Consider the following 23,881-nt stretch of genomic DNA (forward strand, 5'->3'; position numbering starts at 1 on the left):
CCGGGGCCCGTCATGAGCCGTATGTGTACAAAACCGGGGGGTGAAGTTTGACGTTCTGCACAGGGGCGGCCGGGCGTGGAAGGTGCCACGGGGCACCGGCTCCGGGCACGGCGGGAGGCCGGACGCCGGCGGCCGGGGCGCCCGGCCACCGCGGAGTGCCCCGGCACCGCCGTCCGGTCACGGGCACCCGCCGCGCGACCGGGAGCCCGGCGGCCGCCGGAGCACCGCACCGGGGGCGCCCCGTCCCGCCGTACCGGGAGCCGGTGCCCTCGCGCTGCACTGGACGCCGTCCTCCGCACCGGGCACGCTGAGAGCACCGCAGGTGCACGCACCCCGAGGGGAGCCGTCCCATGCCCGCGAAAGTCCTCGTCGTCACCGGCGACGCAGCAGAGTCCCTGGAAGTCCTGTACCCCTACCAACGCCTCCGCGAGGAGGGCTACGAAGTCCACGTCGCGGCCCCCTCCCGCAAGAAACTCCAGTTCGTCGTGCACGACTTCGAACCCGGTTTCGACACCTACACGGAGAAGCCCGGCTACACCTGGCCCGCCGACCTCGCGTTCGCCGACGTGGACCCCGGCGAGTACGTCGCCGTGGTGATCCCCGGCGGCCGGGCCCCGGAGTACCTCCGCAACGACCCCGAACTCCGCAAGATCCTCAAGTCCTTCTTCGACGCGGACAAGCCCGTCGCCCAGATCTGCCACGGCCCCTTGCTGACCGCCGCGATCGACGGCCTGTCCGGACGCCGCGTCACCGCGTACCCCGCGCTGGAGCTGGACATGCAGGCCGCGGGCGCCACGTTCCAGGACGCCGAGGCGGTGGTGGACGGCACCCTGGTCTCTTCCCGTGCCTGGCCCGACCACCCGCTGTGGATGCGTGAGTTCCTCAAGATCCTGCGCGCCAAGGCTCCGGTGACCTGACCGGCCGGTCCGCGGCGAGGTACGGCGGCCACGCGCCCCTCCGGACCGCCTCCCCTCCGGACCGCTCCGCCGCCGCGCCACCCCGGCGAGCGCCTGCGTGATGGGGCGCGGCGAGGAGCCGGTGCCTGCGTCGGGCGGCTCGGCGGCTTGGGCCGCGCGGATCCGGCGCCCGCCACGGGGCGGGTCGGGGTGGCGGTCGTCACGGCCGCACCGGGGCGTGTGGCTGCGCGGGGTGCCGCGGCGGGTGCCGACCCGGCGCCGTGCCCTCACACCGGGGCGCGACGTTCTGGCGCGGGGGCGCCGCCCGGTGGGCTCACGCCCGCAGGTCCTCCGCCAGGGCCACTGCCTCCGCCAGCGTGTCCACCACCGGGGCTCCCGCGCCCTCCAGACTGGCCCGGCCGTGCGAACCCCCGGTGTACAGCACGGCCCACGCGCCCGCGTGCCGTGCGGCGAGGGCGTCGTCGGCGGCGTCCCCGATCACCACCGTGCGGGCCGGCTCCACTCCGTGGAGCGCGAGCTCCCGCAGGTGCCGCACCATGTGCTCGGCCTTGCTGCCCCCGCTCGGACCGGTCCGCCCGTCCACGCGTACGAAGTGCTCCTCGATGCCGAACCGGCGCACGAGCGGCACCAGTTCGTCGTGGCCGTACATGCTGAGCAGGGACTGGCTGCGGCCCGCGGCCCGCCACCCGGCGAGGAGCAGGTCCGCCCCCTCGGTGAGCGAGCACCGCACCCGGTGCTCGGTGTAGTACCGGTGGAAGGTGTCGTCCATGACCTGCCACTCGGCCTCGGTCGGCATCCGCCCCAGCAGCCGCTCGTAGAACTTCGGCACGGGGACGCAGTACAGGGCCCGGTAGCGCTCCAGCGTGATCGGCTCCAGCCCGAGGTCGGCGAACGCCGCGTTGGTCGCCCCGATGATCGCGTCATTGTCGTGGAACAGCGTCCCGTTCCAGTCCCAGACGATGTGCGAAGTGCCGTGCCTGCCCATACCTAGAACGTACCCGGACCCACCGGCCGCCGGGACACCGGTTCTGCCGGGGTGGAGCCGGTGGACCGCTCAGGCGACGAGGTGGGGGATCTCCTGGGTGGCGTACCACAGCAGTTCGTGGTCCTCGGCCCCGTCGACCCTGAGCCGGGCGCCCTCGTCCCCGGCGTCCGCCGCCGCCAGTGCTCCGGCCGCCGCGGCGACGTCGTCGTCCGCGTCCCCGGCGTCGACGTGCACCGAGGCGGCCTTCGCCAGCGGGACCGGTCCGGCCACCCGCACCTCACCGAGGGCCGCCGGGTCCGACGCCCGGCCGGGATCGGTGCCCGTCGCGCCGTCGGGCACGTCCACGGCCACCACGACCCGCCGGCGCGGCGCGCCCGGGTCGGCGGCGAGCAGCCGCAGCGAGGCCAGCGCGGCCCGGCCCAGCGCGGCGTACTCCAGTTCCTCGGTGTCGTCGGAGAGGCACCACTCGCGCAGGGCGGGCGTGACGGCGTAGGCGACGATCGCCCCGGACGCCCCGGCCCCCAGCTCACCCGCCCTGTGGGCCTCGGCGAGACCGGAGAGGGTCAGGGGGACGTATACGCGCATGGCTGGCCGCTTTCGTGTCGGAGCTCCCGGGGTTCCGGAAGGAGCGGCAGCGCGCCTCCGGAGGGCCTTCAGGATACGTGCGGGGGTCCCCCTTCGAGTTCGCGCCCGCACCGCGGAGGGCGTCCACTCCGGGCCCGCGATTCACCCGGTACTCCCCGGCCGGCGCCGGCCCGCCGCCTCCCCCGTCACCCTGATGAGTGAACCTTCCGGCACCGCCGGAGTCCGGCGTCCTCCGCTTGCCGCCCCCGTCACGATGCGTACAGGATCCTCACGGACAGTTATCAACGGGTACGGGCCCGACCGCCCGGCCCGGGCCCATCGACACGGGGATTCGCCATGAACAAGGTCATGACCAGGACGCCACTCCGCCCCGGCACCCGGCCGGCGGGCCGCCGCGACCAGCGCCGCCCCGGCGGCACCCCGCCGCGCACCCCCGGCGGGGCCCGGACCCTCGCCCCGGCCGGGGACGGCCGCCCGCCGGGATCCCCCGCAGCGGCGCCCTCACGCTCCCGCACCAGGCCGGCGGACACCCGCCCTCCCACACCGAACGCCACCGCCGTGCCCCGCGTCCCGGCCGCGCGAGGCTCCCGCACCCTGCCCACCGACCTCTTCGCCGAACGGCTCCTCTCCGTCCTCAGCGGCGCACGCCCGGTCCACTCGCTGCTCGGCCACACGGCGGGCCGGGCCTACGACGACCTCGCCCGGCTCGCCGAACGCGGCCCCCTGCGCACCACCCGCGGCATCCGCCCCGTCGTCCGCGACATCGGGTACTACGTGGTCGGTCCCGACACCGTGGAGGCCTTCGCCCGCATCGGCGCCGGCGACCAGCTCCGCGCCATGGCCTTCCGTCTGGAACGCGGCCAGGACCTCCGCTGGCGCTGCACCGCGGTCGAACCGGGCCCCACCTGCGCACCCCGGCGCCACGGCGCCTGAGTACCCCTGTGGGGCCCGCGCGGCCAGGCGGTCAGGGCGGCGCGGGCCGGCCCCGGACCGGCCACGCCAGCGTGCAGTGCCCGGGGGTCCGGCCCCGGTCGGCGAGGCAGCCGGCACGCACACGAGGGGCCGGGCACCACCCGGCGCCCGGCCCCTCGCTCCTCCCCGCTCACCGACGGAGCGGGGAGCACGCGTCACTTCTTGCGGCGCCGCCCGGCCCGCGCCTGCTTGCGGCGCTCGGCTCGGGTGAGACCGTCGGCCTCGGAGCGGACGGGCTCGTCGTCGCTGGCGAAGTCGCCCTCGATGACGCCGCCCTCGCCGTCCACGGTCGGCGCGGAGAAGTGGAGGTTGCGCTGCTGCGGGGCGTCGAGCCCCTTGGCGCGGATCTCCGGGCGCGCGCCCGCCTGAGCGGGCACCGTGTCCTGCACGCCCTCCGCGACCGGCACGGCCTCCTCGACCGGGACCTCCTCGACCTGCTGCTCCACCTGGACCTCCAGGTTGAACAGGTAGCCGACGGACTCCTCCTTGATGCCGTCCATCATGGCGGCGAACATGTCGAAGCCCTCGCGCTGGTACTCCACCAGCGGATCCTTCTGCGCCATCGCGCGCAGGCCGATGCCCTCCTGGAGGTAGTCCATCTCGTAGAGGTGCTCGCGCCACTTGCGGTCCAGGACCGAGAGCACGACCCGGCGCTCCAGCTCCCGCATGATCTCGGAGCCGAGCTGGGTCTCACGCGCCTCGTACTGCTCGTGGATGTCGTCCTTGATGGACTCGGCGATGAACTCGGCGGTCAGCCCGGCGCGGTCGCCGGCCGCCTCCTCCAGCTCCTCGATGGTCACCTTGCACGGGTAGAGCTGCTTGAAGGCGCCCCACAGCCGGTCCAGGTCCCAGTCCTCGGGGAAGCCCTCGGCGGTCTCCGCACCGATGTAGGCGTCGATGGTGTCGTCCATGAAGTGCTGGACCTGCTCGTGCAGGTCCTCACCCTCCAGGACGCGGCGCCGCTCGCCGTAGATGACCTCGCGCTGCCGGTTGAGCACCTCGTCGTACTTCAGGACGTTCTTGCGGGCCTCGAAGTTCTGCTGCTCGACCTGCGACTGCGCGGACGCGATCGCGCGCGTGACCATCTTGTTCTCGATCGGCACGTCGTCCGGCACGTTGGCCATGGACATCACGCGCTCGACCATCTGGGCCTTGAACAGGCGCATCAGGTCGTCGCCCAGCGAGAGGTAGAAGCGCGACTCGCCGGGGTCGCCCTGACGGCCCGAACGGCCGCGCAGCTGGTTGTCGATACGGCGCGACTCGTGCCGCTCGGTGCCCAGCACGTACAGGCCGCCGAGGGACTCGACCTCGTCCTTCTCGGCCTGGACGGCCTCCTCGGCCTTCTCCAGGGCCGCCGGCAGCGCCGCCGCCCACTCCTCGATGTGCTCCTCGGGGTCGAGGCCGCGCTGACGCAGCTCCGCCTCGGCGAGGTCCTCCGGGTTGCCGCCGAGCTTGATGTCCGTACCACGGCCGGCCATGTTGGTGGCCACCGTCACGGCGCCCCTGCGGCCGGCCTGCGCGACGATCGACGCCTCGCGCTCGTGGTGCTTGGCGTTGAGCACCTCGTGCTGGATGCCGCGCTTGCTCAGCTGCTGCGACAGGTACTCCGACTTCTCGACGGACGTCGTGCCGACGAGGATCGGCTGGCCCTTCTCGTGCTTCTCGGCGATGTCGTCGACGACCGCCTCGAACTTGGCGACCTCGGTGCGGTAGATGAGGTCCGACTGGTCCATGCGGACCATCGGGCGGTTGGTCGGGATCGGGACGACGCCGAGCTTGTAGATCTGGTGGAACTCGGCGGCCTCGGTCATCGCCGTACCGGTCATGCCGGAGAGCACGTTGTAGAGGCGGAAGAAGTTCTGCAGCGTGATCGTGGCGAGAGTCTGGTTCTCGTCCTTGATCGGCACGACCTCCTTCGCCTCGATGGCCTGGTGCATGCCCTCGTTGTACCGGCGGCCGGCGAGGATACGGCCCGTGTGCTCGTCGACGATCATGACCTCGTCGTCGATGACGACGTAGTCCTTGTCGCGCTTGAAGAGCTCCTTGGCCTTGATGGCGTTGTTCAGGTAGCCCACGAGCGGGGTGTTCACCGACTCGTAGAGGTTGTCGATGCCGAGCCAGTCCTCGACCTTGCTGACACCGGACTCGTGGATCGCGACGGTGCGCTTCTTCTCGTCGACGTCGTAGTCGCCGGTCTCCTCGATGCCCTTGAGCGGGTTGCCGGGCTCGCCCCGCTTCAGGCGCTTGACCAGCTTGGCGAAGTCGCCGTACCACTTGGTCGCCTGGTCGGCCGGGCCGGAGATGATCAGCGGCGTACGGGCCTCGTCGATGAGGATGGAGTCGACCTCGTCGACGATGGCGAAGTTGTGCCCGCGCTGCACCAGCTCGTCCTTCGACCACGCCATGTTGTCGCGCAGGTAGTCGAAGCCGAACTCGTTGTTCGTGCCGTAGGTGATGTCGCACGCGTACTGCTCGCGGCGCTGGGCCGGCGTCATGTTCGCGAGGATGCAGCCGACCTCGAGACCGAGGAAGCGGTGGACGCGGCCCATCATCTCGGAGTCGCGCTCGGCCAGGTAGTCGTTGACCGTGACGATGTGGACGCCCTCGCCGGAGAGGGCGTTCAGGTACGCCGGCAGCGTGCCCACGAGGGTCTTGCCCTCACCGGTCTTCATCTCGGCGACGTATCCCCTGTGCAGGGCGGCGCCGCCCATCATCTGGACGTCGTAGTGCCGCTGGCCGAGGACGCGCTTGGCGGCCTCGCGGACGGTGGCGAACGCCTCGGGCAGCAGGTCGTCGAGGCTCTCCCCGTCCGCGTACCGCTGCTTGTACTCATCGGTGAGGGCCCGCAGCTCGGCGTCGGAGAGGGCGGCGAAGTCCTCTTCGATGGAGTTGACCTGGTCCGCGATGCGGTGCAGCTTGCGCAGGATCTTGCCTTCGCCTGCACGCATGATCTTCGAGAGGACGGACACGGGGGTTGGTCTCCTTGCCGGTCGGGCCTGGGACGGTCGATTTCGATGTGACTTGCTGAGCAACGGCCATCGTATGCGAGGACCCCGCTGCGCCGGGAGGCCTGCCGCCAGGAGGCGTGACCGCTGCTGTTTCTGCCCTCCTGAGGGGACAACGTCCGAGGCCCGCGGATGGTGCCGGAACACGCCGGGGAATTGCGCGGATCGTGACGGCACGTTCACGCACGGCAATGAGATGGCGGGCGCGCCCCGCCCGCGAGCAGAATCGGCCGATGGAACCCGTCACGCTCACCACCGACCGTCTGCTGCTGCGCGCGGTGGGGCCCGAGGACACCGACGCCGTGTACGAGGCCGTCCAGGACCCCGGCATCCAGCGCTGGACCACGATCCCGTCGCCCTACCTCCGCGAGCACGCCCACAGCTTCACGGAACAGCTCGTCCCGGACGGCTGGGCCGACGCGTCCATGTTCACCTTCGGGGTCTTCCTCGCGGACGGGGAGGACCTGGCGGGCATGATCGGCCTGACGATGCGTTCCCTGGGTGTGGCCGAGGTCGGCTTCTGGGCCGCCGAGAAGCACCGGGGCCACGGCTACGTCACCGAGGCCACCCTCGCCGCCTCCCGCTGGTGCTTCACCGCCGTCTGCGTCGACCGCGTCGAGTGGCGCGCCGAGGTCGGCAACCACGCCTCGCGGGCCGTGGCGGAGCGCGCCGGCTTCACCATGGAGGGCACCCTGCGCTCCGCGGTCAACAACAAGGGCGTCCGCCGGGACTGCTGGGTGGGCTCCCTGCTCCCCTCGGACCTGGGCCTGCCGTCGACGGCGCCGTACCTGCCGCCTCCGCCGCGGACGACGGCGTAGGGCGGACGGCGCAGCGGGGCGTTCCTGTTCCGCAGTCCCGGAGGGCCTCCGCCCGGGGCCTGCCCGGGGGCGGCCGCCGCCGGGGTCGTCACGGAAGCCGGTCCACGGCGCTCCGGCCCTTCCGGCCCGTGCCGGAAGAACCGGACCCGACGCACCCTGCGCAGCCCCCGAAGTTCCCGGGAAGCCACCGTCAACGCCGAATGTCAGTGCCCCCGCCTATCGTGCCGTCCATGCCCACCCCGCGCCCCACCACCGAACTGTCGGCCGACGAGGCCCGCCGCATCGTGCTCCGCGCCCAGGGGCTCCTCGGCGCTCCCCTCCGCCGGGCCGGCGTCCGCGGCGTCCTCCGCCACCTGGGCGCGGTCCAGCTCGACACCATCTCCGTCCTGGCCCGCTCCCACGAGCTGATCCCCTACGCCCGCCTCGGCGCCGTGGGCCGCAGGACGGTCGAGGACGCCTACTGGACGGACACGCACGCCTTCGAGTACTGGTCCCACGCGGCCTGCATCCTCCCCGTCGAGGAGTGGCCACACTTCGCTTTCCGCCGCCGCGCCTACCGCAACCGGCCGCACTGGCACCACGAGCTTCCGGACGGCGCCTACGAGCAGGTCGTCAAGCTGCTGCGCGCCGAGGGCCCGCTGACGGCCACCGAGCTGGGCGGCGCGAAGCGGACCAGTGAGTGGTGGGACTGGTCCGGCACCAAGGTCGCCGCGGAACGCGCCCTGATGTACGGCGAGGTGGTCTGCGTCGAACGCCGCGGCTGGAAGCGGGTCTACGACCTCGCCGAACGGGCCGTGCCCGCCGCCCTGCTGCACGACGATCTGGACGACGCCGAATGCCTGCGCCGCCTGGTCCGCCTGGCCGGTCAGTCCCTCGGGGTCGGCACCCGCGCGGACATCGCGGACTACCACCGCCTCAAGGGCGAGCAGGTCGACGCGGTGATCGCCGATTCGGGCCTGGTCCCGGTCACCGTGGCGGGGTGGGGCAAGCCGGCCTGGGCCGACCCGGCGGCTCTGCAGACCGTTCCGCGCGGCCGGCACCGCACCACGCTGCTCTCGCCCTTCGACTCCCTGATCTGGGAGCGGGCGCGCACGGAGCGGATCTTCGGCTTCACCCACCGCCTGGAGGCGTACGTACCCAAGCCCAAGCGGGTGCACGGCTACTTCGCGATGCCGGTCCTGGCCGGCGGCCGGCTCGTCGGCCGGGTGGACCCGGCGCGCGAGGGGCGCACCCTGGTCGCCAGGCAGGTCTCCCTGGACGGCCCGAGGGCGGTCGGGGCGGTGGCCGAGGCACTGGTCGAAGCGGCGAGCTGGGTGGACTGCACGAACGTCCGCGTCGAGCGTGTCGACGATCCGGCGCTGCGCGAGCCGCTCACCGCGGCGCTCGCCCGAGCCCTGACCTGACCGGTGGCCCGTCGCGGCGGGCTACCGGATCTCCAGGATCTTCTCCCGCATCGCGTACACCACGGCCTCCATCCTGGAGTGCAGCTGCAGCTTCTCCAGGATGTTGCGGACGTGGTTCTTCACGGTGTTCTCGGAGATGAACAGCTCCTTGGCGATGTCGCGGTTGTTCATCCCGGTGGCGACGAGCTTGAGGACCTCCAGCTCGCGATCGGTCAGCCGCGGCGCGGGGACCAGGCGCCGCTCGTCGGTGCGCTGGATCATCGACTTGAACTCGGTGAGCAGCTTCGAGGCCATGGAGGGGCTGATCTGCGACTGGCCGTCGGCGACCGCGCGGATGGCGGTGGCCACCTCGTCGGTGGAGATCTCCTTCAGCAGGTAGCCGGTGGCGCCGGCCTTGATCGCGTCGTAGAGGTCGGCTTCCTCGTCGCTGATCGTCAGCATGATGATCTTGGCGCTGGGTGCGACCTCCTTGATGGAGGTGCAGGCCTCGATCCCACCCCGCTTCGGCATGCGGACGTCCATCAGCACGATGTCGGGCAGCAGGTCGGCGGCCTTGTCGACGGCCTCGGCACCGTCCCCCGCCTCCCCGACGACCTGGATGTCCTCCTCGGCCGCGAGCACGATCTCCAGGCCACGGCGGAACAGGGCGTGGTCGTCCACGACCAGGACTCTGATCGGCTCCGCGCGTGGAGATCCCGCTTCCGGGCCCGTGACGGCGACGCCGTCGGCACCCTCGTCCCGCATCGGTCCGAAGCTGTCCGCCATCGTTCCTCCCCCTGAGGCTGTGGCCTGTGGTGCTGAGCCATCGCCAACCCAAGGCGCCGGCCCACCGGTTGGGCCGTCACCGCCATGATTCCATGCCCGGACGACCACACGGTGATCCCACGGTGGGCGAAGGGGCGCGCACCGGTGTCCAGAGCGGTTCGAGGGGCGCACGCCGGTGCCCCTGGAGCGCACGCCGCGCTCCAGGGGCACCAGCCCAGCTTGCCGTCCGGAAGTCAGCCGCCCAGCGTCCCGCCCGCGTCGGGCGTGGGCGCCTGGGTGACCATCGTGTCCGTGCTGAGGTGGATCACGCCGTAGTCGTAGGCGTGGCGTCGGTAGACGACACTGGGCTCCTTGGTCTCGGAGTCGACGAACAGATAGAAGTCGTGGCCGACCAGTTCCATCTCGTAGAGGGCCTGATCGAGCGTCATCGGGGAGGCGACGTGCGTCTTCTCGCGGACGATGAGAGGGCCTTCGCCCTGCACTTCCAGCGAGCCGATCTTCTTGGTGGGCACGCTGTCCGGCTCCTCCGCCGGTACGGGCTGGCCGTTCCCGTTGAGCGTGGCGACACCCGGGACGTGGTTGGGGACCTCTGCCGCCGTGAGCCGTCGGGCTCCGCGGCGGGTGTAACGCTTGTCGTGCTGCTTGCGCAGCCGGGCATCCAGCTTCTCTGCAGCCAGGTCGAGTGCCGCGTACGGGTCGCTGGCCGCTGCCTCCGCCCGGATCACCGGACCGCGGGAGCGGAGCGTGATCTCCACCCGGTCGCAGCGGTCGGCCTGTCGGGGGTTGGGCTCCTTGGACACCTCGACGTCGAGGCTGATCACCTTGCCGTCGAGCTTCTGGATCTTGTCCAGCTTCAGCTTCTCGGCCACGTGCTTGCGGAACCGCTCGGGCACCTCGGTCTTGCGGCCCTTGACGACGATGTCCACGCAGAACTCCGTTCCCGGATCGCTCCGCTTCAATGACGGAGCATCTCCCTTTTGCACCAGGCTCCGGTGAGCGCCGGAACCTCGGACTCGGTGACTTTCACCTCCTCCTCCCCCACGGGCAAGATCTCCACCCCAGCGCTGCGCGACGATTGCCGAAACGCGCAGCACGGCATTCACATATGAGGGGTATGGCCTGCGCCTTTCCCTCACAACCGAACATATCTCGCCCGCCCGGATGTCGTCACCCTCTACCGCTACGTACCTCCGTTCAGGTGAATTACCCCTCTCATTACCTGCAACGATGCAACTTTGCTGTCAGTTCCGGCACTTCTCGAAAGCATCGGGGGAAGCAGCGACCACCGCTGCGCCCAGCACACCGCCGGCGCCCCCGGCTGCCGCCCCGCCCGTCGGGACGGACGACAGCAGCGCGTCCCCCTCCGCGGCCCCGTCCCGGCGTCCCCGTGCTCCCTCCCGGCCGGTCCGCTCGGGCACACCGGACACGGCGCCCTCACCCGCCCCACCCGCTCCCGCGCCGCTCGGCCCCCGTCCCGGTCCGCCACCGCCCGCCGCCCGCACGGCACGCGCGGCCTCAGCGAGCGAGGCGCCCGTCGTCATCACGTCGTCGACGAGCACGACCGAGCCCACGGCCAGCAGCCTGCCCGCACCGCGCACCACCGCCAGCGCGCCCGCGAGGTTCCGTTGCCGCTGCTGGAAGTCCAGCCCGGCCTGGTCGGCGACGGGACGCCGTTGCCGCAGCACGCCGAGTACCCGAGCGGACACCCCGCGACGGCGCAGCTCGCCCGAGGCGGCGAGCGCGATCCGCCGTACCGGATCATGGCCACGCGCCCGCACCGCCCCGCGCGCGGACGGCACGGGAACCAGCAGCACCGGCGTGTCGCCCGACGCGGCAGGGGCACCCGGTCCGGCGAGCACCGCTCCCGCCAGCGCCGCGCCCAGCGGCGCCCCCAGTGCCAGGGCTCCCCGTTCCTTGTGCGCCAGCAGCATGGCCCGCACCTGGTCCTCGTACCGGGCCACCGCGTGGACCACCGGCAGTCCCGGCGGCTCCGGCACCGGCTCCACGCGGCGCGGCACGGCCCCGCTCAGGGCGGCACGGCATTCGGGGCAGAGCGCCGTGCGAGGCCTTCCACAGCCTCCGCACTCGGCCGGCAACACAAGATCGGTGAGGTCCTTCCACCACCCCCGCATGGCGTCCACTGTGCCGCTGCCCGCACGTCCCGGCCACCCCTGTGGAAAACTCGCTGTGGAAAACTCAGCGCTTTCTCCGTGCACGCTCACCCACACGGGTAAGCGGCGGTGAAACAGCACCCCCTCAGACCCTTGAAGGGCCTGAAAGGCTGCCGCCGTCCTCTCCCGCCAGTGGCACGGCGGGAAATGCGCGCCACGGCGGCTCGGCGGGAAACGGCGTCCGAAGGCACACCAAGAGGGGACTCACCCCGGATAAACGGGCGCCGACCCCACCTTCACGACCTTCTCCCACTGCCCCGTGGCAGGCAGGCGCACGATGCCGTCCACCGAGTGGGCCACCAGCGAGACCCGGTCGTCCTCGGAGGCGGCGATCTCCTGCACCCCGGTCAGTGCGGCCGGCGCCGGCCCCTCCGGCGTGGATCCGTCGACCTGGACGTACCGCATCTGCTGCACGCCTTCCGTCTCGCGCCCGACCACCACGAGGCGGCTGTCACCGGCCCACGACATGGTCGTGACCTCCTCCAGCTCGGGCGCCGCAGGCCGCAGTTCGAGGACGGAGACCTGCGGCTTGCCGCCGCCGTCGCCGTCGTCCCGCTCGATCCGGCCGATGACGAGCGACTGCTTGCCGCCCTTCTCGACGACCAGCGCGATCCGTACTCCGTCGGCGGCCACCCGCACGTCCCGGATGGTCCCGTCGAGCCCCGGGGTAGCCACGTCCATCGGTTTGCCCGCGCCGTTCACCAGCAGGAACAGCCCGCCGTGGGCGGGGTCGCGGTCGGCCACCCACAGGTCACCGTGCGGATCCCAGCTGGGTGTCGACAGCCGGTCCTGCTGCTTCGCTCCCCTGCTGGTCAGCAGGCTGCCGCCGAGGGAGCTGGCCGACACCATGGACGCGACGTACAGCTGCCGGCCGTCGGCGCTGACACCCGCTGCCACGTGCTCGTCGTGCGACACCGCCACCGCGCTCAGGCCGACCCCGCCCTCGCCCAGCGGGCCGGGAACGGGGTCGGGCCGGGTGGCGCCGTTGGCCAGTCGGACCAGCCGGTGGTCGCCGTTGACGAAGTACAGGTACTGGGGGTGGCTCTGCGAGCCGCGGGCGGCGACCGTGTCGGCCCGGTCCTTGCCGAGCGAGCACAGGTGCCGTCCGCCCGACCTCAGCTCGACCTCGTCCACCACGGGCGTGAGGTTCTGCAACGTGAACAGCAGCTGGGCCGCCATCTCGTCGCACTTGCCCCGGCCGACCCGCGCGGCCTTGCCGTTGAGGGGCACGGTCAGCCGGTTCTGGTCGTCCGGCGTCAGCGTGACGCCCTTCTCCAACGCCGTGCCGGTGGGGAAGCTCGACCTGGCCACGGGCCGCAGCCACCGGGTGGGCCCGGCCAGCACCGACCGCACGACCTGCGTCATGGGCTCGACACGCTCGCGTACGTACACGGGGTCGGCGACCGTCACGGGCTCCCCGGAGGGCTCCTGCGTGCTCGAGGCGAAGTAGTACTTGTTGACGGACATGTAGTTGCGCTGGAAGTCGGACTTGCCCATGACGACACCCGGCGGCGGCCCGTCGATGCGCCACTGGCCCGTCTTCCCGTCCCGGGTGAGGTGCACCGGCTGCCGGTACATCCCCGGAGCGGGCGTGTAGGACTGCTGCTCGTCCACCGTGGCGACCCTGGTGCCGGTCAGCGTGAACAGGAAGTCGTTGCCGTACTCCCGGCCCCCGGAGCGATCGGCCTCGGCACCGGGCCCGTCGGCGAGCACGGTGGTGGACCGGAACGGGTGCCAGTTCTTCGACGCCTCCGGCGTCAGGTACTGGCGCGCCGTCGCGAACGTTGGATCGTCGCTGGTCAGCGCCTCCAGGAAGCCCTGCACGATCTCCGAGGGCAACGCACCTTCCCTGGGCGGCATCGCGAAGACCCGCACCTGCGAGTCCTGCCGCGGCGTCGACTCCACGCCGCGCAGGTCGCCGCTGTCGGGCATCGTCGCGCACCCGGCCAGCAGGACCGCGCCACAGGCGGCGTACGCCGCCGCGCGCACCGCCGTACGCCGGGCGCTCCCGTTGAGGTCAGCGCCCACGGAAGGCCTCCCCTTGCTGATCGGACGGTCCCGACCGGGTCGACCGGGCGGACTGCACGGACTCTGCGGGCCGGGACTGCTGGGGCCGCCGGGACTCGTCGGGCCGAGCGGCGTGCCCGGCCGGGGCGGACCGGTCGACGGACCCGGCGTGCCCGGAGCCGTCCGGGTGACCGGAACCGGGGGAACCATCGTGCCCGGCGGCACGGTCCGCAGGCTCGGGGCGGTCCGTGCGCCCGGGGTTCTCGCGCGGTTCGGGACGGTCCGGTTGCCCGGGACCGCCGGAGGGACCGGGCCGTTCCGATCCCGCCGATCCCTCCGGTGCGGCGGTTCGGGACGATCCCGCTGCGGCCCCCGTGCCGGCCGGCCTCGTCACGCCGCCCGGCGCCGTCTCGGGCCGCAGCGGCCCACCGCCCGGCCTCGGGACCACGCGGGCACCGTTCCCGGGCAGCGCCGTCGGGTCGGCCGTCGGCGTCGATCCGGTCACCAGGGGCGGCATCGAGGCGTGGGGGCCCAGAGGCTGTGCCTGGTCCCCGTTCGGCTGGGCGGGCACGGTGACCGCCTTCTCCCCGCCGCGGGGCAGTCCGGCGTCGCCCGGCCCGCGGTTGCGCCGCGAGTCCTTCGGCTCCAGCGGTATCGGAGAGCCCCGCAACGGCTCGTCCGCGGTCCTGGGCAGCGTCAGACGGAACTGCGAACCGCCGCCCGGTTCACCCCAGGCCTGCAGCCAGCCGCCGTGCAGCCGCGCGTCCTCCAGGGCGATGGACAGCCCCAGGCCCGTACCGCCCGTCGTACGCGCGCGTGCCGGGTCGGCCCGCCAGAAGCGGCTGAAGACCCGGGTCGCCTCGCCGGGCTTGAGCCCGACGCCGTAGTCGCGCACCGCGACGGCGACGGCCCCGCCCGCCGCGGCGAGCTTGACGACGACGTCCTTGCCCTCGCCGTGCTCCACGGCGTTGACCACGAGGTTGCGCAGGACACGCTCCACGCGGCGGGCGTCGGCCTCGGCGACGACGGGCTGCTGGTCGCCGACGACACGTATCCGGGTGCCCTTGCGCTCGGCCAGCGGCGCGGCGCCGCTGACCACGCTGCGCACGACCTCCCTGAGGTCGATCGGCTCGGCCTCCAGCGCCGCCGCGCCCGCGTCGAACCGGCTGATCTCCAGCAGGTCGGCGAGCAGCGACTCGAACCGGTCCAGCTGGTCGGCGAGCAGCTCGGCGGACCGGGCCGTCACCGGGTCGAAGTCCTCGCGTGCCTCGTGGATGACATCGGCCGCCATCCGCACGGTCGTCAGCGGCGTCCGCAGCTCGTGCGACACGTCGGACACGAACCGCCGCTGCATCCGGGACAGGTCCTCCAGCTGGTTGATCTTCAGCTGAAGGCTCTGCGCCATCTTGTTGAAGGCCTCGCCGAGCCGGGCGATGTCGTCCTCGCCGGTGACCTTCATCCGCTCCTGGAGCCGTCCGGCCGACAACCGCTCCGCGATCCCCGCGGCCATCCGCACGGGCGTGACGACCTGCCGCACCACCAGCCACGCGATGGCGCCGAGGAGGACGACGACGAACAGCCCCGCGGTGGCCAGTGTGCCCTTGACCAGGCTCAGGGACTTCTCCTCCTGCGTGAGCGGGAAGAGGTAGTACAGCTGGTAGGGGTTGCCGTTGGGGTCGTTGACCTGCTTGCCGATGACGAGGCCGGGCTGGGACTGCTTGCCGTCGTAGTAGACGATCCGGGTGTAACTCTGCGCCGCGGCCGTGCTGGAGTCGATCCGCTGCCGCAGTGCCTCGGGCACGCTGACGGAGGGGTCGACGAACCCGGAGGCGCGCGGACCGCGCCCGCCGGCGCCGTCTCCGCCCACCGGCAGGGTGACCACGTCGAAGGCGCCCTGGCCGCCGCTCGACAGCGACGAGACCAGGTTGCTCATCCACTCGATGACGTTCGGCGCGGGACTGCCGTCCACCCCGGAGCCTTCGTCGGCTCCGGACGCCGCCTCGTCGGCCTTCTGCTTGGCCACCGCGAAACCGCCCGTGGCCTGGCTCTGCGACGCCTTGACCTTGGCGTCCAGCAGGCCGTTGCGCACCTGCCCGATCACGACGAAGCCCAGCAGCAGCACGACACCCAGCGACATCAGCAGGGTCGTGGCGACGACCCGGAGCTGGATGTTGCGCCGCCACAGGCGTATGACGGGCAGCAGCGGGCGGCGCACCCACCGCATGAGCAGGCGGATGACCGGGCTGCCCTGGACGCCGCCCTGGAGAAGTCCGCCCTCCAGGAAGCGTGCCCGGCGTGAGCCTGGCGCCTTGGAGCCGACAGGCCGCCCGGCACCGGCGCCGGACCGGCGGGGCGCCGCAGCGGCACTGTCCCTGGACATGTCAGCTCGGCCCGGCCTTGTAACCGACGCCGCGGACGGTCACCACGATCTCCGGCCGCTCCGGGTCCTTCTCGACCTTGGAGCGCAGCCGCTGGACGTGCACGTTGACCAGGCGCGTGTCGGCCGCGTGCCGATAGCCCCACACCTGCTCCAGGAGCACCTCGCGGGTGAACACCTGCCACGGCTTGCGGGCCAGCGCCACCAGCAGATCGAACTCCAGCGGCGTCAGCGCGATGGACTGCCCGTCCCGCTTTACGGAGTGCCCGGCCACGTCGATGACGAGGTCACCGATGGCAAGCTGCTCCGGCGCAGGCTCCTCCGACCTCCTGAGTCGCGCCCTGATCCGGGCGACGAGCTCCTTCGGCTTGAACGGCTTGACGATGTAGTCGTCGGCACCCGACTCGAGGCCCACGACCACGTCGACGGTGTCGCTCTTGGCCGTGAGCATCACGATCGGCACCCCGGACTCCGCCCTGATCAGGCGGCACACCTCGATTCCGTCCCGGCCCGGCAGCATCAGATCGAGCAGCACCAGGTCGGGCTTGGTCTCACGGAATGCAGCCAGCGCCCTGTCGCCGTCGGCTACGAAAGACGGCTCAAAACCTTCACCACGCAGCACGATGCCGAGCATCTCGGCCAGTGCGGTGTCGTCGTCGACGACAAGGACTCGTCCCTTCATAAACGACATCATCCCATTCTCGTAACAGTGACCGGGACGCTGGTGAGAGAGGTCACTGGCCCGTGACGATAGTCGTATGCACCGGTCACTGTCTGCCCTCACCTCCGCCGCCCCCGGCGACGGCCCGCGCGGGGCCCTATCCGAGGGTCTCCTGCCGCGCCCGGGTGCACAGCTCGGCCAGGGAATCGGCGGTCACCGGTGAGATCACGCCACTCTCGGTGACGATCGCCGTGACCAGCTCCGGCGGTGTCACGTCGAAGGCCGGGTTGTAGGCCTGGGCCCCCAGCGGCGCCACCGGGACACCACCCCCGGCACCCAGCGACGGCGCCTGCGGCGCGCTGATCTCGGTCACCTCGTACCCGGGCCGCTGCTCGACCTCGATGCCCGTCCCGTCCGGGGTGTCCGGGTCCACCGTGGTCACCGGCGCCACCACGATGAACGGCACATGGTGGTACCGGGCGAGCACCGCCAGCGGGTAGCTGCCCACCTTGTTCGCCACCGACCCGTCGGCCGCGACGCGGTCCGCCCCGACCAGCACCGCGTCCACCTCACCGGCCGCGAACAGCGAGCCGGCCGCGTTGTCGGTGAGCAGAGTGAACGCCATTGCGTGCCGGGCCGCCTCCCAGCCCGTCAGCCGGGCACCCTGCAGCAGCGGGCGGGTCTCGTCCACCCACAGCCGCCGCAGCCGGCCCGCCCGGTGCGCGGCCAGCGCCACCGCGAACGCGGTTCCCTCACCGCCGGACACCAGCATCCCGGTGTTGCAGTGCGTGAGGATGCGGTGCCCGCCTCCGGGGAGCAGTTCGTCGAGCAGCGCCAGCCCGTGTCCGGCCATCCGGGCACTGGCCTCGGCGTCCTCGCGGTGCAGGGCCCGCGCCGCGACGAGCGCCGCCTGCGCGGCCTGTCCCGAGGTGCCGCCCCGGGCCAGCACGGCCTGGTGCGCCTCCCGGGCCCTGCGCACGCCGACGGACAGATTCACCGCGGTGGGGCGGGCACCGGCCAGCGAGGCCGCCGCGTCGGCGACGTCGAACCCACGCGCGGCCGCCAGCGCGACGCCGTAGGCCCCCGCGATGCCCAGCAGGGGCGCCCCGCGCACGGCGAGCGACCGGATCGCCTCCACCAGCGCCGGAGCGTCCGTACAGACCAGCTCGACCTCCTCGGCCGGCAGCCTCGTCTGGTCGAGAAGGACCACCACGGGCCCCTCGGGCGGCTCCTCCCACCGGATCGCAGGTGTCCCGGTGGGCTGCTTGTCCTCGCCGGATTGCGCGTACTGATCAGCCATGCGCTCAGTCTGCCCGTTGTCCGGCCGACAATTGAAGCTGCGCGGCCCCGACCTCGACCGGTACCCCGATGACCACCCCATGGCACGATGGCTGCCAACCTGCCGCCGCGACCGCGGACAGGCACCGTGAAGGAGCGACGATGAAAGACACTCCGGGCTGGGCCTCGCCCGGATCCGCCCCGTCCGACGGGCAGGAGCCCGGTGCGCAGCCCTCCGCCGGTTCCGCGGAGCCGGCCGGCCGGCCGGAGCAGAGTCCGTCCGGGGCCGACGCCCGGTGGTCCCCGGCACAGCCGCCGCCCGGCCAGTGGTCCGCGCCGGCTCCCTCGCAGCAGCCGGGCCAGGCACCGCCGCCCCCGCCGCCCGGCCCGGGCTGGGGTGCGCCCGCGCCCACCGGAGGCCCCGGTCCCGCCGGTCACCGCGCCTGGGGCGCGGGCTGGGGCGGCCCGCCGCCCGCGGTCAAGCCCGGTGTGATCCCGCTGCGCCCTCTGGGCGTGGGCGAGATCCTCGACGGGGCGGTGTCCACGATGCGCACCTACTGGCGCACGGTCCTGGGCATCTCCCTGACCGTCGCGGTGGTCACGGAGGTCGCCGTGGTCCTGCTCCGGGGCCTGGTCCTGAACGACACGGTGAGCAGCGACGCCCTCAACAACCCCGACGCCACCGTCGACGAGCTCGCCCGCGCCATGGGCAGCGCCGTGATCGACTCCGGCGTCGTCTTCCTCGTCTCGCTGGTCGGCACGGTCGTGGCGACCGCGCTGCTGACCACGGTCACCAGCCGTGCCGTGCTCGGCCGGTCGGTCACCGTCCGGGAGGCCTGGCAGGACGCGCGACCGCAGCTGCCCCGGCTGTTCGGGCTGATCTTCCTGCTGCTGCTCATCGCCGCGGCCACCGGCGCCGTGGGCATGGGCCCCGGCCTCGTCATGGCCGCCACCGGGAACGCCGAGGCGGGTGCCGCACTCGCCGCCCTGGGCGGGGTCGCCGCCGTCCCCGTCGTCCTGTGGCTGATGATCCGCTTCTCCCTGGCCTCGCCCGCGCTGATGCTGGAGAAGCAGAGCATCCGCAGGGCGATGAGCCGCTCCGCGAAACTGGTCCGCGGCTCCTGGTGGCGCGTCTTCGGTATCCAGTTGCTCGCCATGATCATCGCGAACATCGTCGCGGCGATCGTCGTCGTACCCTTCTCCCTGCTGGGCGCCGCGTTCAACGACGACGGCGTCTCCGGCCTCGTCGACGGCACCGGCGGCGTCGGCTGGCTGTTCCTGGTCGTCAGCGGCATCGGATCGGTCATCGGCTCCATGATCACGTTCCCGATCAGCGCGGGCGTGACCGTGCTCCTCTACATCGACCAGCGCATCCGCCGCGAAGCCCTGGATCTCGAACTGGCCCGCGCCGCCGGCCTCCCGGGGCACGGCCCCGGCAACGCCACTCCCGGGAGCTGATGGGGTGAGTCCGACGGGGGGAGTTCTCACAGCGGCACGGGCGGCCCTGGAACGCGCCGCCGACGCGGCCGTACCCGCCCTGCTGCGCGCCGGCGACACCTCGCTGCTGTCGTCGGCGCGCTCGGGCGACGTACCACCGGTCACGATCGACCGCGGCCCCGCACGCGAGGCGGCCCGGCGCGAGCTGTCCAAGAGCGTGTACCACGAGAACGACCCCAGCCTGTTCGAGCGCGTCCTGAACACGCTGTGGGACTGGCTCGACCGCCTCTTCGGCGCCGCGTCCACCGCGGCCCCGGGTGGAACCGTCGGCCTCGTCGTCATCATCGTCGCCGTCCTGGCCGTCCTGGCCGCGCTGTGGTGGCGCCTGGGCACACCGCGCCGCAGGCCGGCCCCCTCCGCGCTCCTCTTCGACGACCGCCCCCGCAGCGCCGCCGAACACCGCACCGCCGCTGAGGCACACGCCGCCCGGGCCCACTGGAACCAGGCCGTCCAGGAACGCATGCGCGCGATCGTCCGCTCCCTGGAGGAACGTGCCCTGCTCGACATACGCCCGGGCCGCACCGCCGACGAGGCGGCCGCCGAAGCGGGCCGCGTCCTGCCCTCCCACGCGGACGGGCTGCGCGCTGCGGCCCGGACCTTCGACGACGTGACGTACGGCGGGCGCCGGGCGACCGAGCAGGCGTACCGCCTCCTCGCCGCACTCGACGGCGACCTGGAGGGCAGCAGGCCCCTGCTCGCCGGCACAGCGACCGGCACCGCCGGCACCGGCCACCCGGGAGCCGCCGGATGACGACCGAGGCCTCCGGCCCGGCCACCTCGGCCTCGCCCACCGCACGCCAGGTGTTCACCCGTTCCCGCGGCCTGCTCCTGGCGCTGGTGCTGCTCCTGGCCGCGGCCGTCGCCATCGCCGTCGTCCGCTCCGGCGACCGGCACGGCAGCCTGGACCCCCGCTCCACCGACCCCTCCGGCAGCCGTGCCGTCGCCGCGCTCCTCGCCGAACGAGGCGTCCACACGCGCGTGGTGACCACGCTCGACGCGGCTCGCTCCGCGGCCGGCCCGGACACCACCCTCCTGGTCGCCGTCCCCGACCTGCTGACGCCCCTTCAGCAGTCCCGACTCCGCTCGGCGACCGCCGAGTCCGGCGGCCGCACCGTCCTCGTCGCCCCCGGCGGCACGTCCGTGGAGAACCTCGTCCCCCAGGTCACCGCGGACCCGGCCACCAGCGCCCGCTCGACCCTCACCCCCCAGTGCGACCTGCCGGCCGCCCACCGCGCAGGCACCGCCGACACCGGCGGCATCCGCTACACCACCACCCGCCTCGACGCCGACAAGTGCTACCCCAGCCGACGCCTGGCCACACTGCTGCGCGTCCCGGCCTCCGGGAACGGCGACACGATCGTCCTCGGCGCGCCCGACATCCTCTTCAACAAGGGCCTCGACCAGCAGGGCAACGCCTCGCTGGCCCTCCAGCTCCTCGGCTCCCGCCCCCATCTCGTGTGGTACCTCCCCTCCCTGTCCGACACCACCGCCACCGAGACGGACGACGAGGCGGACTTCCTGGACCTGCTCCCCTCGGGCTGGCTGTGGGGCACCCTGCAGCTCTTCGTCGCCGCAGCCCTGGCCGCCCTCTGGCGCGCACGCCGGCTCGGACGCCTCGTGCCCGAGAACCTCCCCGTGGCGATCCGCGCCTCCGAGACCGTCGAGGGCCGCGCCCGCCTCTACCGCAGGGCCGATGCCCGCGACCGGGCCGCCACAGCTCTCCGCTCCACGACACGCGCCCGCCTGGCCCCGCTCGTGGGAGTCTCCGTCTCCCAGGCCCACGCACCCGAGGCCCTGCTCCCCGCCCTCTCCGCCCACCTGCACAGCAGCGGACAGGACCTGGACACCCTCCTCTTCGGCCCACCGCCGCGCGACGACGCGGCGCTCGTCTCCCTCGCCGACCGACTCGACGCCCTCGAAAGTGAGGTACGCCGTCCATGATGGACCCGACCACTGACAACGCCGGGCAGACCGGGCATCCGGGCAACTCCCGGGCCGCCCTCGAAGCCCTGCGCGCCGAGATCGCCAAGGCCGTGGTCGGCCAGGACCCCGCTGTGACCGGCCTCGTCGTCGCCCTGCTCTGCCGTGGACACGTCCTCCTCGAAGGAGTTCCCGGCGTCGCCAAGACGTTGCTCGTCCGGGCGCTCGCCTCCGCCCTCGAACTCGACACCAAGCGCGTGCAGTTCACGCCCGATCTGATGCCCAGTGACGTCACCGGCTCCCTGGTCTACGACGCCCGCACCGCGGAGTTCTCCTTCCAGCCGGGCCCCGTCTTCACCCACCTCCTCCTCGCGGACGAGATCAACCGCACGCCGCCGAAGACCCAGTCGTCCCTCCTCGAAGCCATGGAGGAGCGCCAGGTCACGGTCGACGGCACCCCCCGTCCTCTCCCGGATCCGTTCCTGGTCGCCGCCACGCAGAACCCCGTGGAGTACGAGGGCACCTACCCCCTGCCCGAGGCCCAGCTGGACCGCTTCCTCCTGAAACTGACGATCCCGCTGCCCTCCCGCCAGGACGAGATCGACGTCCTCACCCGGCACGCCGCCGGCTTCAACCCGCGAGACCTGCACACCGCGGGCGTCCGCCCGGTGGCCGGCCCCGCCGACCTCCAGGCCGCCCGCGCCGCAGTCGCCAAGACCGCGGTCTCCCCCGAGATCACCGCCTACGTCGTGGACATCTGCCGCGCGACCCGCGAGTCCCCCTCTCTCACGCTCGGGGTGTCCCCCCGCGGCGCCACCGCGCTGCTCGCCACGTCGCGCGCGTGGGCCTGGCTGACGGGCCGCGACTACGTGATCCCCGACGATGTGAAGGCACTCGCACTGCCCACCCTCCGCCATCGTGTGCAGCTCCGCCCGGAGGCCGAGATGGAGGGCGTCACCGCGGACTCCGTCATCACCGCCGTCCTCGCCCACGTCCCCGTCCCCCGCTGATGGCGTTCACCGGACGCGCCGCGCTCCTCGCGGCACTGGGCTCCGTCCCCGTCGGGATCTGGGGAGCCGACTGGACCGGCATCCTCGCCGTGAACACCCCCCTCGCGGTGGCGTGCGCCTGCGACTTCGCCCTGGCCGCGCCGGTACGGCGCCTGGGCCTGACCCGCTCCGGCGACACATCGGTCCGCCTGGGCGGCACGGCCGACGTCACCCTCACCGTGGCCAACCCCTCCCGCCGTCCGCTCCGCGCGCACCTGCGCGACGCGTGGCCCCCCAGCAGCTGGCTGCCCGGCACGGAGGTCACGGCCTCCCGCCACCGCGTCGCCGTTCCTGCGGGCGAACAGCGTCGCCTCACCACCCGGCTGCGCCCGACCCGGCGAGGCGACCGCAAGGCCGACCGGGTGACGATCCGCTCGTACGGCCCCCTGGGCCTCTTCTCCCGCCAGGGCACCCACGAGGTCCCCTGGACGATGCGTGTCCTGCCACCGTTCACCAGCCGCCGGCACCTGCCCTCGAAGCTGGCCCGCCTCCGGGAACTCGACGGACGCACCAGCTCGCTCCAGCGTGGCGAAGGCACGGAGTTCGACAGCCTGCGCGCCTACGTCCCGGGGGACGACACCCGCTCCATCGACTGGCGGGCCACAGCCCGCCAGAACGCGGTCGCCGTCCGCACCTGGCGCCCGGAACGGGACCGCCACATCCTGCTGGTCCTGGACACCGGCCGCACCTCCGCGGGCCGTGTGGGCGATGCCCCGCGCCTCGACGCAGCCATGGACGCGGCTCTTCTCCTGGCCGCACTGGCCGCCCGAGCGGGCGACCGGGTCGACCTGCTCGCCTACGACCGCCGCGTACGGGCCCTCGTCCAGGGCCGCACCGCGGGCGACGTCCTGCCGTCCCTGGTCAACGCCATGGCCACGATCGAGCCCGAGCTGGTGGAGACGGATGCTCGCGGCCTGTCGGCGGCGGCCCTGCGGACGGCGCCCCGCCGCTCACTGATCGTCCTCTTCACGACGCTCGACGCCGCCCCGGTCGAGGAGGGCCTGCTTCCCGTCCTCCCGCGGCTGACGCAGCGCCACACGGTCCTGGTGGCCTCCGTGGCCGATCCGCACATCGCGGCCATGGCGCGGGCCCGCGGTACGACGGACGCGGTGTACGAGGCGGCAGCGGCGGCCCAGTCCCGGACAGAACGCCACCGGACCGCCGAGCAGCTCCGCCGGCACGGCGTCACGGTCGTCGACGCGACCCCGGACGACCTCGCGCCGGTGCTCGCCGACACGTATCTGGCCCTGAAGTCGGGCGGACGCCTGTGAGCTGACTCCGAGCCGATCGGGGGAGATCCGGGGATCAGGGACCAAGGGATTCCCCGGCGACTCCCCCGGGCAGCAGGGCACCATGAACGCAGAAAACCCCGCACCGAACCGGTGCGGGGTTTCCTCAAGAATTGTTCGGCGGCGTCCTACTCTCCCACAGGGTCCCCCCTGCAGTACCATCGGCGCTGTAAGGCTTAGCT

Annotated in this window: 19 protein-coding genes; 9 read left to right on the top strand and 10 right to left on the bottom strand. The window is 72.9% G+C overall.

From position 1 onward, the window contains the following. The first annotated feature begins 350 nt into the window (after positions 1–350). Positions 351–917 (top strand): DJ-1/PfpI family protein, encoded by a 567-nt coding sequence (locus tag I3F54_RS27820; RefSeq protein ID WP_240121676.1) that lies wholly within the window; start codon positions 351–353, stop codon positions 915–917. Positions 918–1,230: 313 nt separating this feature from the next. Here the strand turns inward: I3F54_RS27820 and I3F54_RS27825 are convergent, their stop codons facing one another. Beyond that, a complete protein-coding gene (locus I3F54_RS27825; RefSeq protein ID WP_240121677.1) occupies positions 1,231–1,902 on the bottom strand; it encodes an HAD family hydrolase in 672 nt (223 codons plus the stop codon). A 69-nt stretch (positions 1,903–1,971) separates the two neighbouring features. Continuing rightward, the gene (locus tag I3F54_RS27830; RefSeq protein WP_240121678.1) at positions 1,972–2,487 is read right to left on the bottom strand and encodes a hypothetical protein; all 516 of its coding nucleotides are present in this window, start codon (positions 2,485–2,487) and stop codon (positions 1,972–1,974) included. A 336-nt stretch (positions 2,488–2,823) separates the two neighbouring features. Between I3F54_RS27830 and I3F54_RS27835 the strand changes: the two genes are divergently transcribed. After that, on the top strand, positions 2,824–3,420 hold the full coding sequence (locus I3F54_RS27835) for an Rv3235 family protein (protein WP_240121679.1): 597 nt from the start codon (positions 2,824–2,826) through the stop codon (positions 3,418–3,420). A gap of 194 nt (positions 3,421–3,614) precedes the next feature. Here I3F54_RS27835 and secA read toward each other — a convergent pair whose 3' ends face one another. Beyond that, positions 3,615–6,428 carry a preprotein translocase subunit SecA gene (gene secA, locus I3F54_RS27840; protein WP_240121680.1) on the bottom strand — a complete coding sequence of 938 codons (2,814 nt, stop codon included), beginning with the start codon at positions 6,426–6,428 and terminating at the stop codon, positions 3,615–3,617. A gap of 269 nt (positions 6,429–6,697) precedes the next feature. Here secA and I3F54_RS27845 point away from each other — a divergent pair, with 269 nt between their 5' ends. Then, positions 6,698–7,282 (top strand): GNAT family N-acetyltransferase, encoded by a 585-nt coding sequence (locus I3F54_RS27845; RefSeq protein ID WP_240121681.1) that lies wholly within the window; start codon positions 6,698–6,700, stop codon positions 7,280–7,282. A gap of 230 nt (positions 7,283–7,512) precedes the next feature. Then, a complete protein-coding gene (locus I3F54_RS27850; RefSeq protein WP_240121682.1) occupies positions 7,513–8,685 on the top strand; it encodes a winged helix-turn-helix domain-containing protein in 1,173 nt (390 codons plus the stop codon). Between the two features lie 21 nt (positions 8,686–8,706). Here I3F54_RS27850 and I3F54_RS27855 read toward each other — a convergent pair whose 3' ends face one another. The 7 genes from I3F54_RS27855 to mtnA all read right to left on the bottom strand — a co-directional run bounded on the left by I3F54_RS27855 (position 8,707) and on the right by mtnA (position 17,966). Then, the gene (locus tag I3F54_RS27855) at positions 8,707–9,450 is read right to left on the bottom strand and encodes a response regulator transcription factor (protein WP_240121683.1); all 744 of its coding nucleotides are present in this window, start codon (positions 9,448–9,450) and stop codon (positions 8,707–8,709) included. A 233-nt stretch (positions 9,451–9,683) separates the two neighbouring features. Next, positions 9,684–10,376 (bottom strand): ribosome hibernation-promoting factor, HPF/YfiA family, encoded by a 693-nt coding sequence (gene hpf / locus I3F54_RS27860; RefSeq protein ID WP_374205973.1) that lies wholly within the window; start codon positions 10,374–10,376, stop codon positions 9,684–9,686. Positions 10,377–10,691: 315 nt separating this feature from the next. Further along, positions 10,692–11,582, bottom strand: a complete 891-nt coding sequence (locus I3F54_RS27865; RefSeq protein ID WP_240121685.1) for a ComF family protein — start codon at positions 11,580–11,582, stop codon at positions 10,692–10,694. A 243-nt stretch (positions 11,583–11,825) separates the two neighbouring features. Then, on the bottom strand, positions 11,826–13,649 hold the full coding sequence (locus I3F54_RS27870; RefSeq protein ID WP_240121686.1) for an LpqB family beta-propeller domain-containing protein: 1,824 nt from the start codon (positions 13,647–13,649) through the stop codon (positions 11,826–11,828). Further along, positions 13,639–16,008, bottom strand: coding sequence for an MtrAB system histidine kinase MtrB (mtrB, locus tag I3F54_RS27875; protein ID WP_374205974.1), 2,370 nt, complete (start codon positions 16,006–16,008; stop codon positions 13,639–13,641). Before mtrB ends, I3F54_RS27870 begins: the two co-directional genes overlap by 11 nt. Position 16,009: 1 nt before the next feature. Next, a complete protein-coding gene (mtrA, locus tag I3F54_RS27880) occupies positions 16,010–16,699 on the bottom strand; it encodes a two-component system response regulator MtrA (RefSeq protein WP_275676933.1) in 690 nt (229 codons plus the stop codon). Positions 16,700–16,823: 124 nt separating this feature from the next. Beyond that, positions 16,824–17,966, bottom strand: coding sequence for an S-methyl-5-thioribose-1-phosphate isomerase (gene mtnA, locus I3F54_RS27885; protein ID WP_240121688.1), 1,143 nt, complete (start codon positions 17,964–17,966; stop codon positions 16,824–16,826). Between the two features lie 140 nt (positions 17,967–18,106). Here mtnA and I3F54_RS27890 point away from each other — a divergent pair, with 140 nt between their 5' ends. The 5 genes from I3F54_RS27890 to I3F54_RS27910 are packed head-to-tail and all read left to right on the top strand — an operon-like array spanning position 18,107 to position 23,681. Continuing rightward, positions 18,107–19,402, top strand: coding sequence for a glycerophosphoryl diester phosphodiesterase membrane domain-containing protein (locus I3F54_RS27890; RefSeq protein ID WP_240121689.1), 1,296 nt, complete (start codon positions 18,107–18,109; stop codon positions 19,400–19,402). A 4-nt stretch (positions 19,403–19,406) separates the two neighbouring features. Further along, the gene (locus I3F54_RS27895; protein WP_374205975.1) at positions 19,407–20,192 is read left to right on the top strand and encodes a DUF4129 domain-containing protein; all 786 of its coding nucleotides are present in this window, start codon (positions 19,407–19,409) and stop codon (positions 20,190–20,192) included. After that, positions 20,189–21,382 (top strand): DUF4350 domain-containing protein, encoded by a 1,194-nt coding sequence (locus I3F54_RS27900; RefSeq protein WP_240121690.1) that lies wholly within the window; start codon positions 20,189–20,191, stop codon positions 21,380–21,382. The genes I3F54_RS27895 and I3F54_RS27900 overlap by 4 nt, the downstream gene beginning before the upstream one ends. Continuing rightward, the gene (locus I3F54_RS27905; protein WP_240121694.1) at positions 21,382–22,371 is read left to right on the top strand and encodes a MoxR family ATPase; all 990 of its coding nucleotides are present in this window, start codon (positions 21,382–21,384) and stop codon (positions 22,369–22,371) included. Before I3F54_RS27900 ends, I3F54_RS27905 begins: the two co-directional genes overlap by 1 nt. Next, positions 22,371–23,681 (top strand): DUF58 domain-containing protein, encoded by a 1,311-nt coding sequence (locus I3F54_RS27910; protein WP_240121691.1) that lies wholly within the window; start codon positions 22,371–22,373, stop codon positions 23,679–23,681. Before I3F54_RS27905 ends, I3F54_RS27910 begins: the two co-directional genes overlap by 1 nt. The last annotated feature ends 200 nt before the right edge of the window (positions 23,682–23,881 follow it).

The organism is Streptomyces sp. MUM 2J, from assembly GCF_022414535.1.
Taxonomy (GTDB): Bacteria; Actinomycetota; Actinomycetes; order Streptomycetales; family Streptomycetaceae; genus Streptomyces.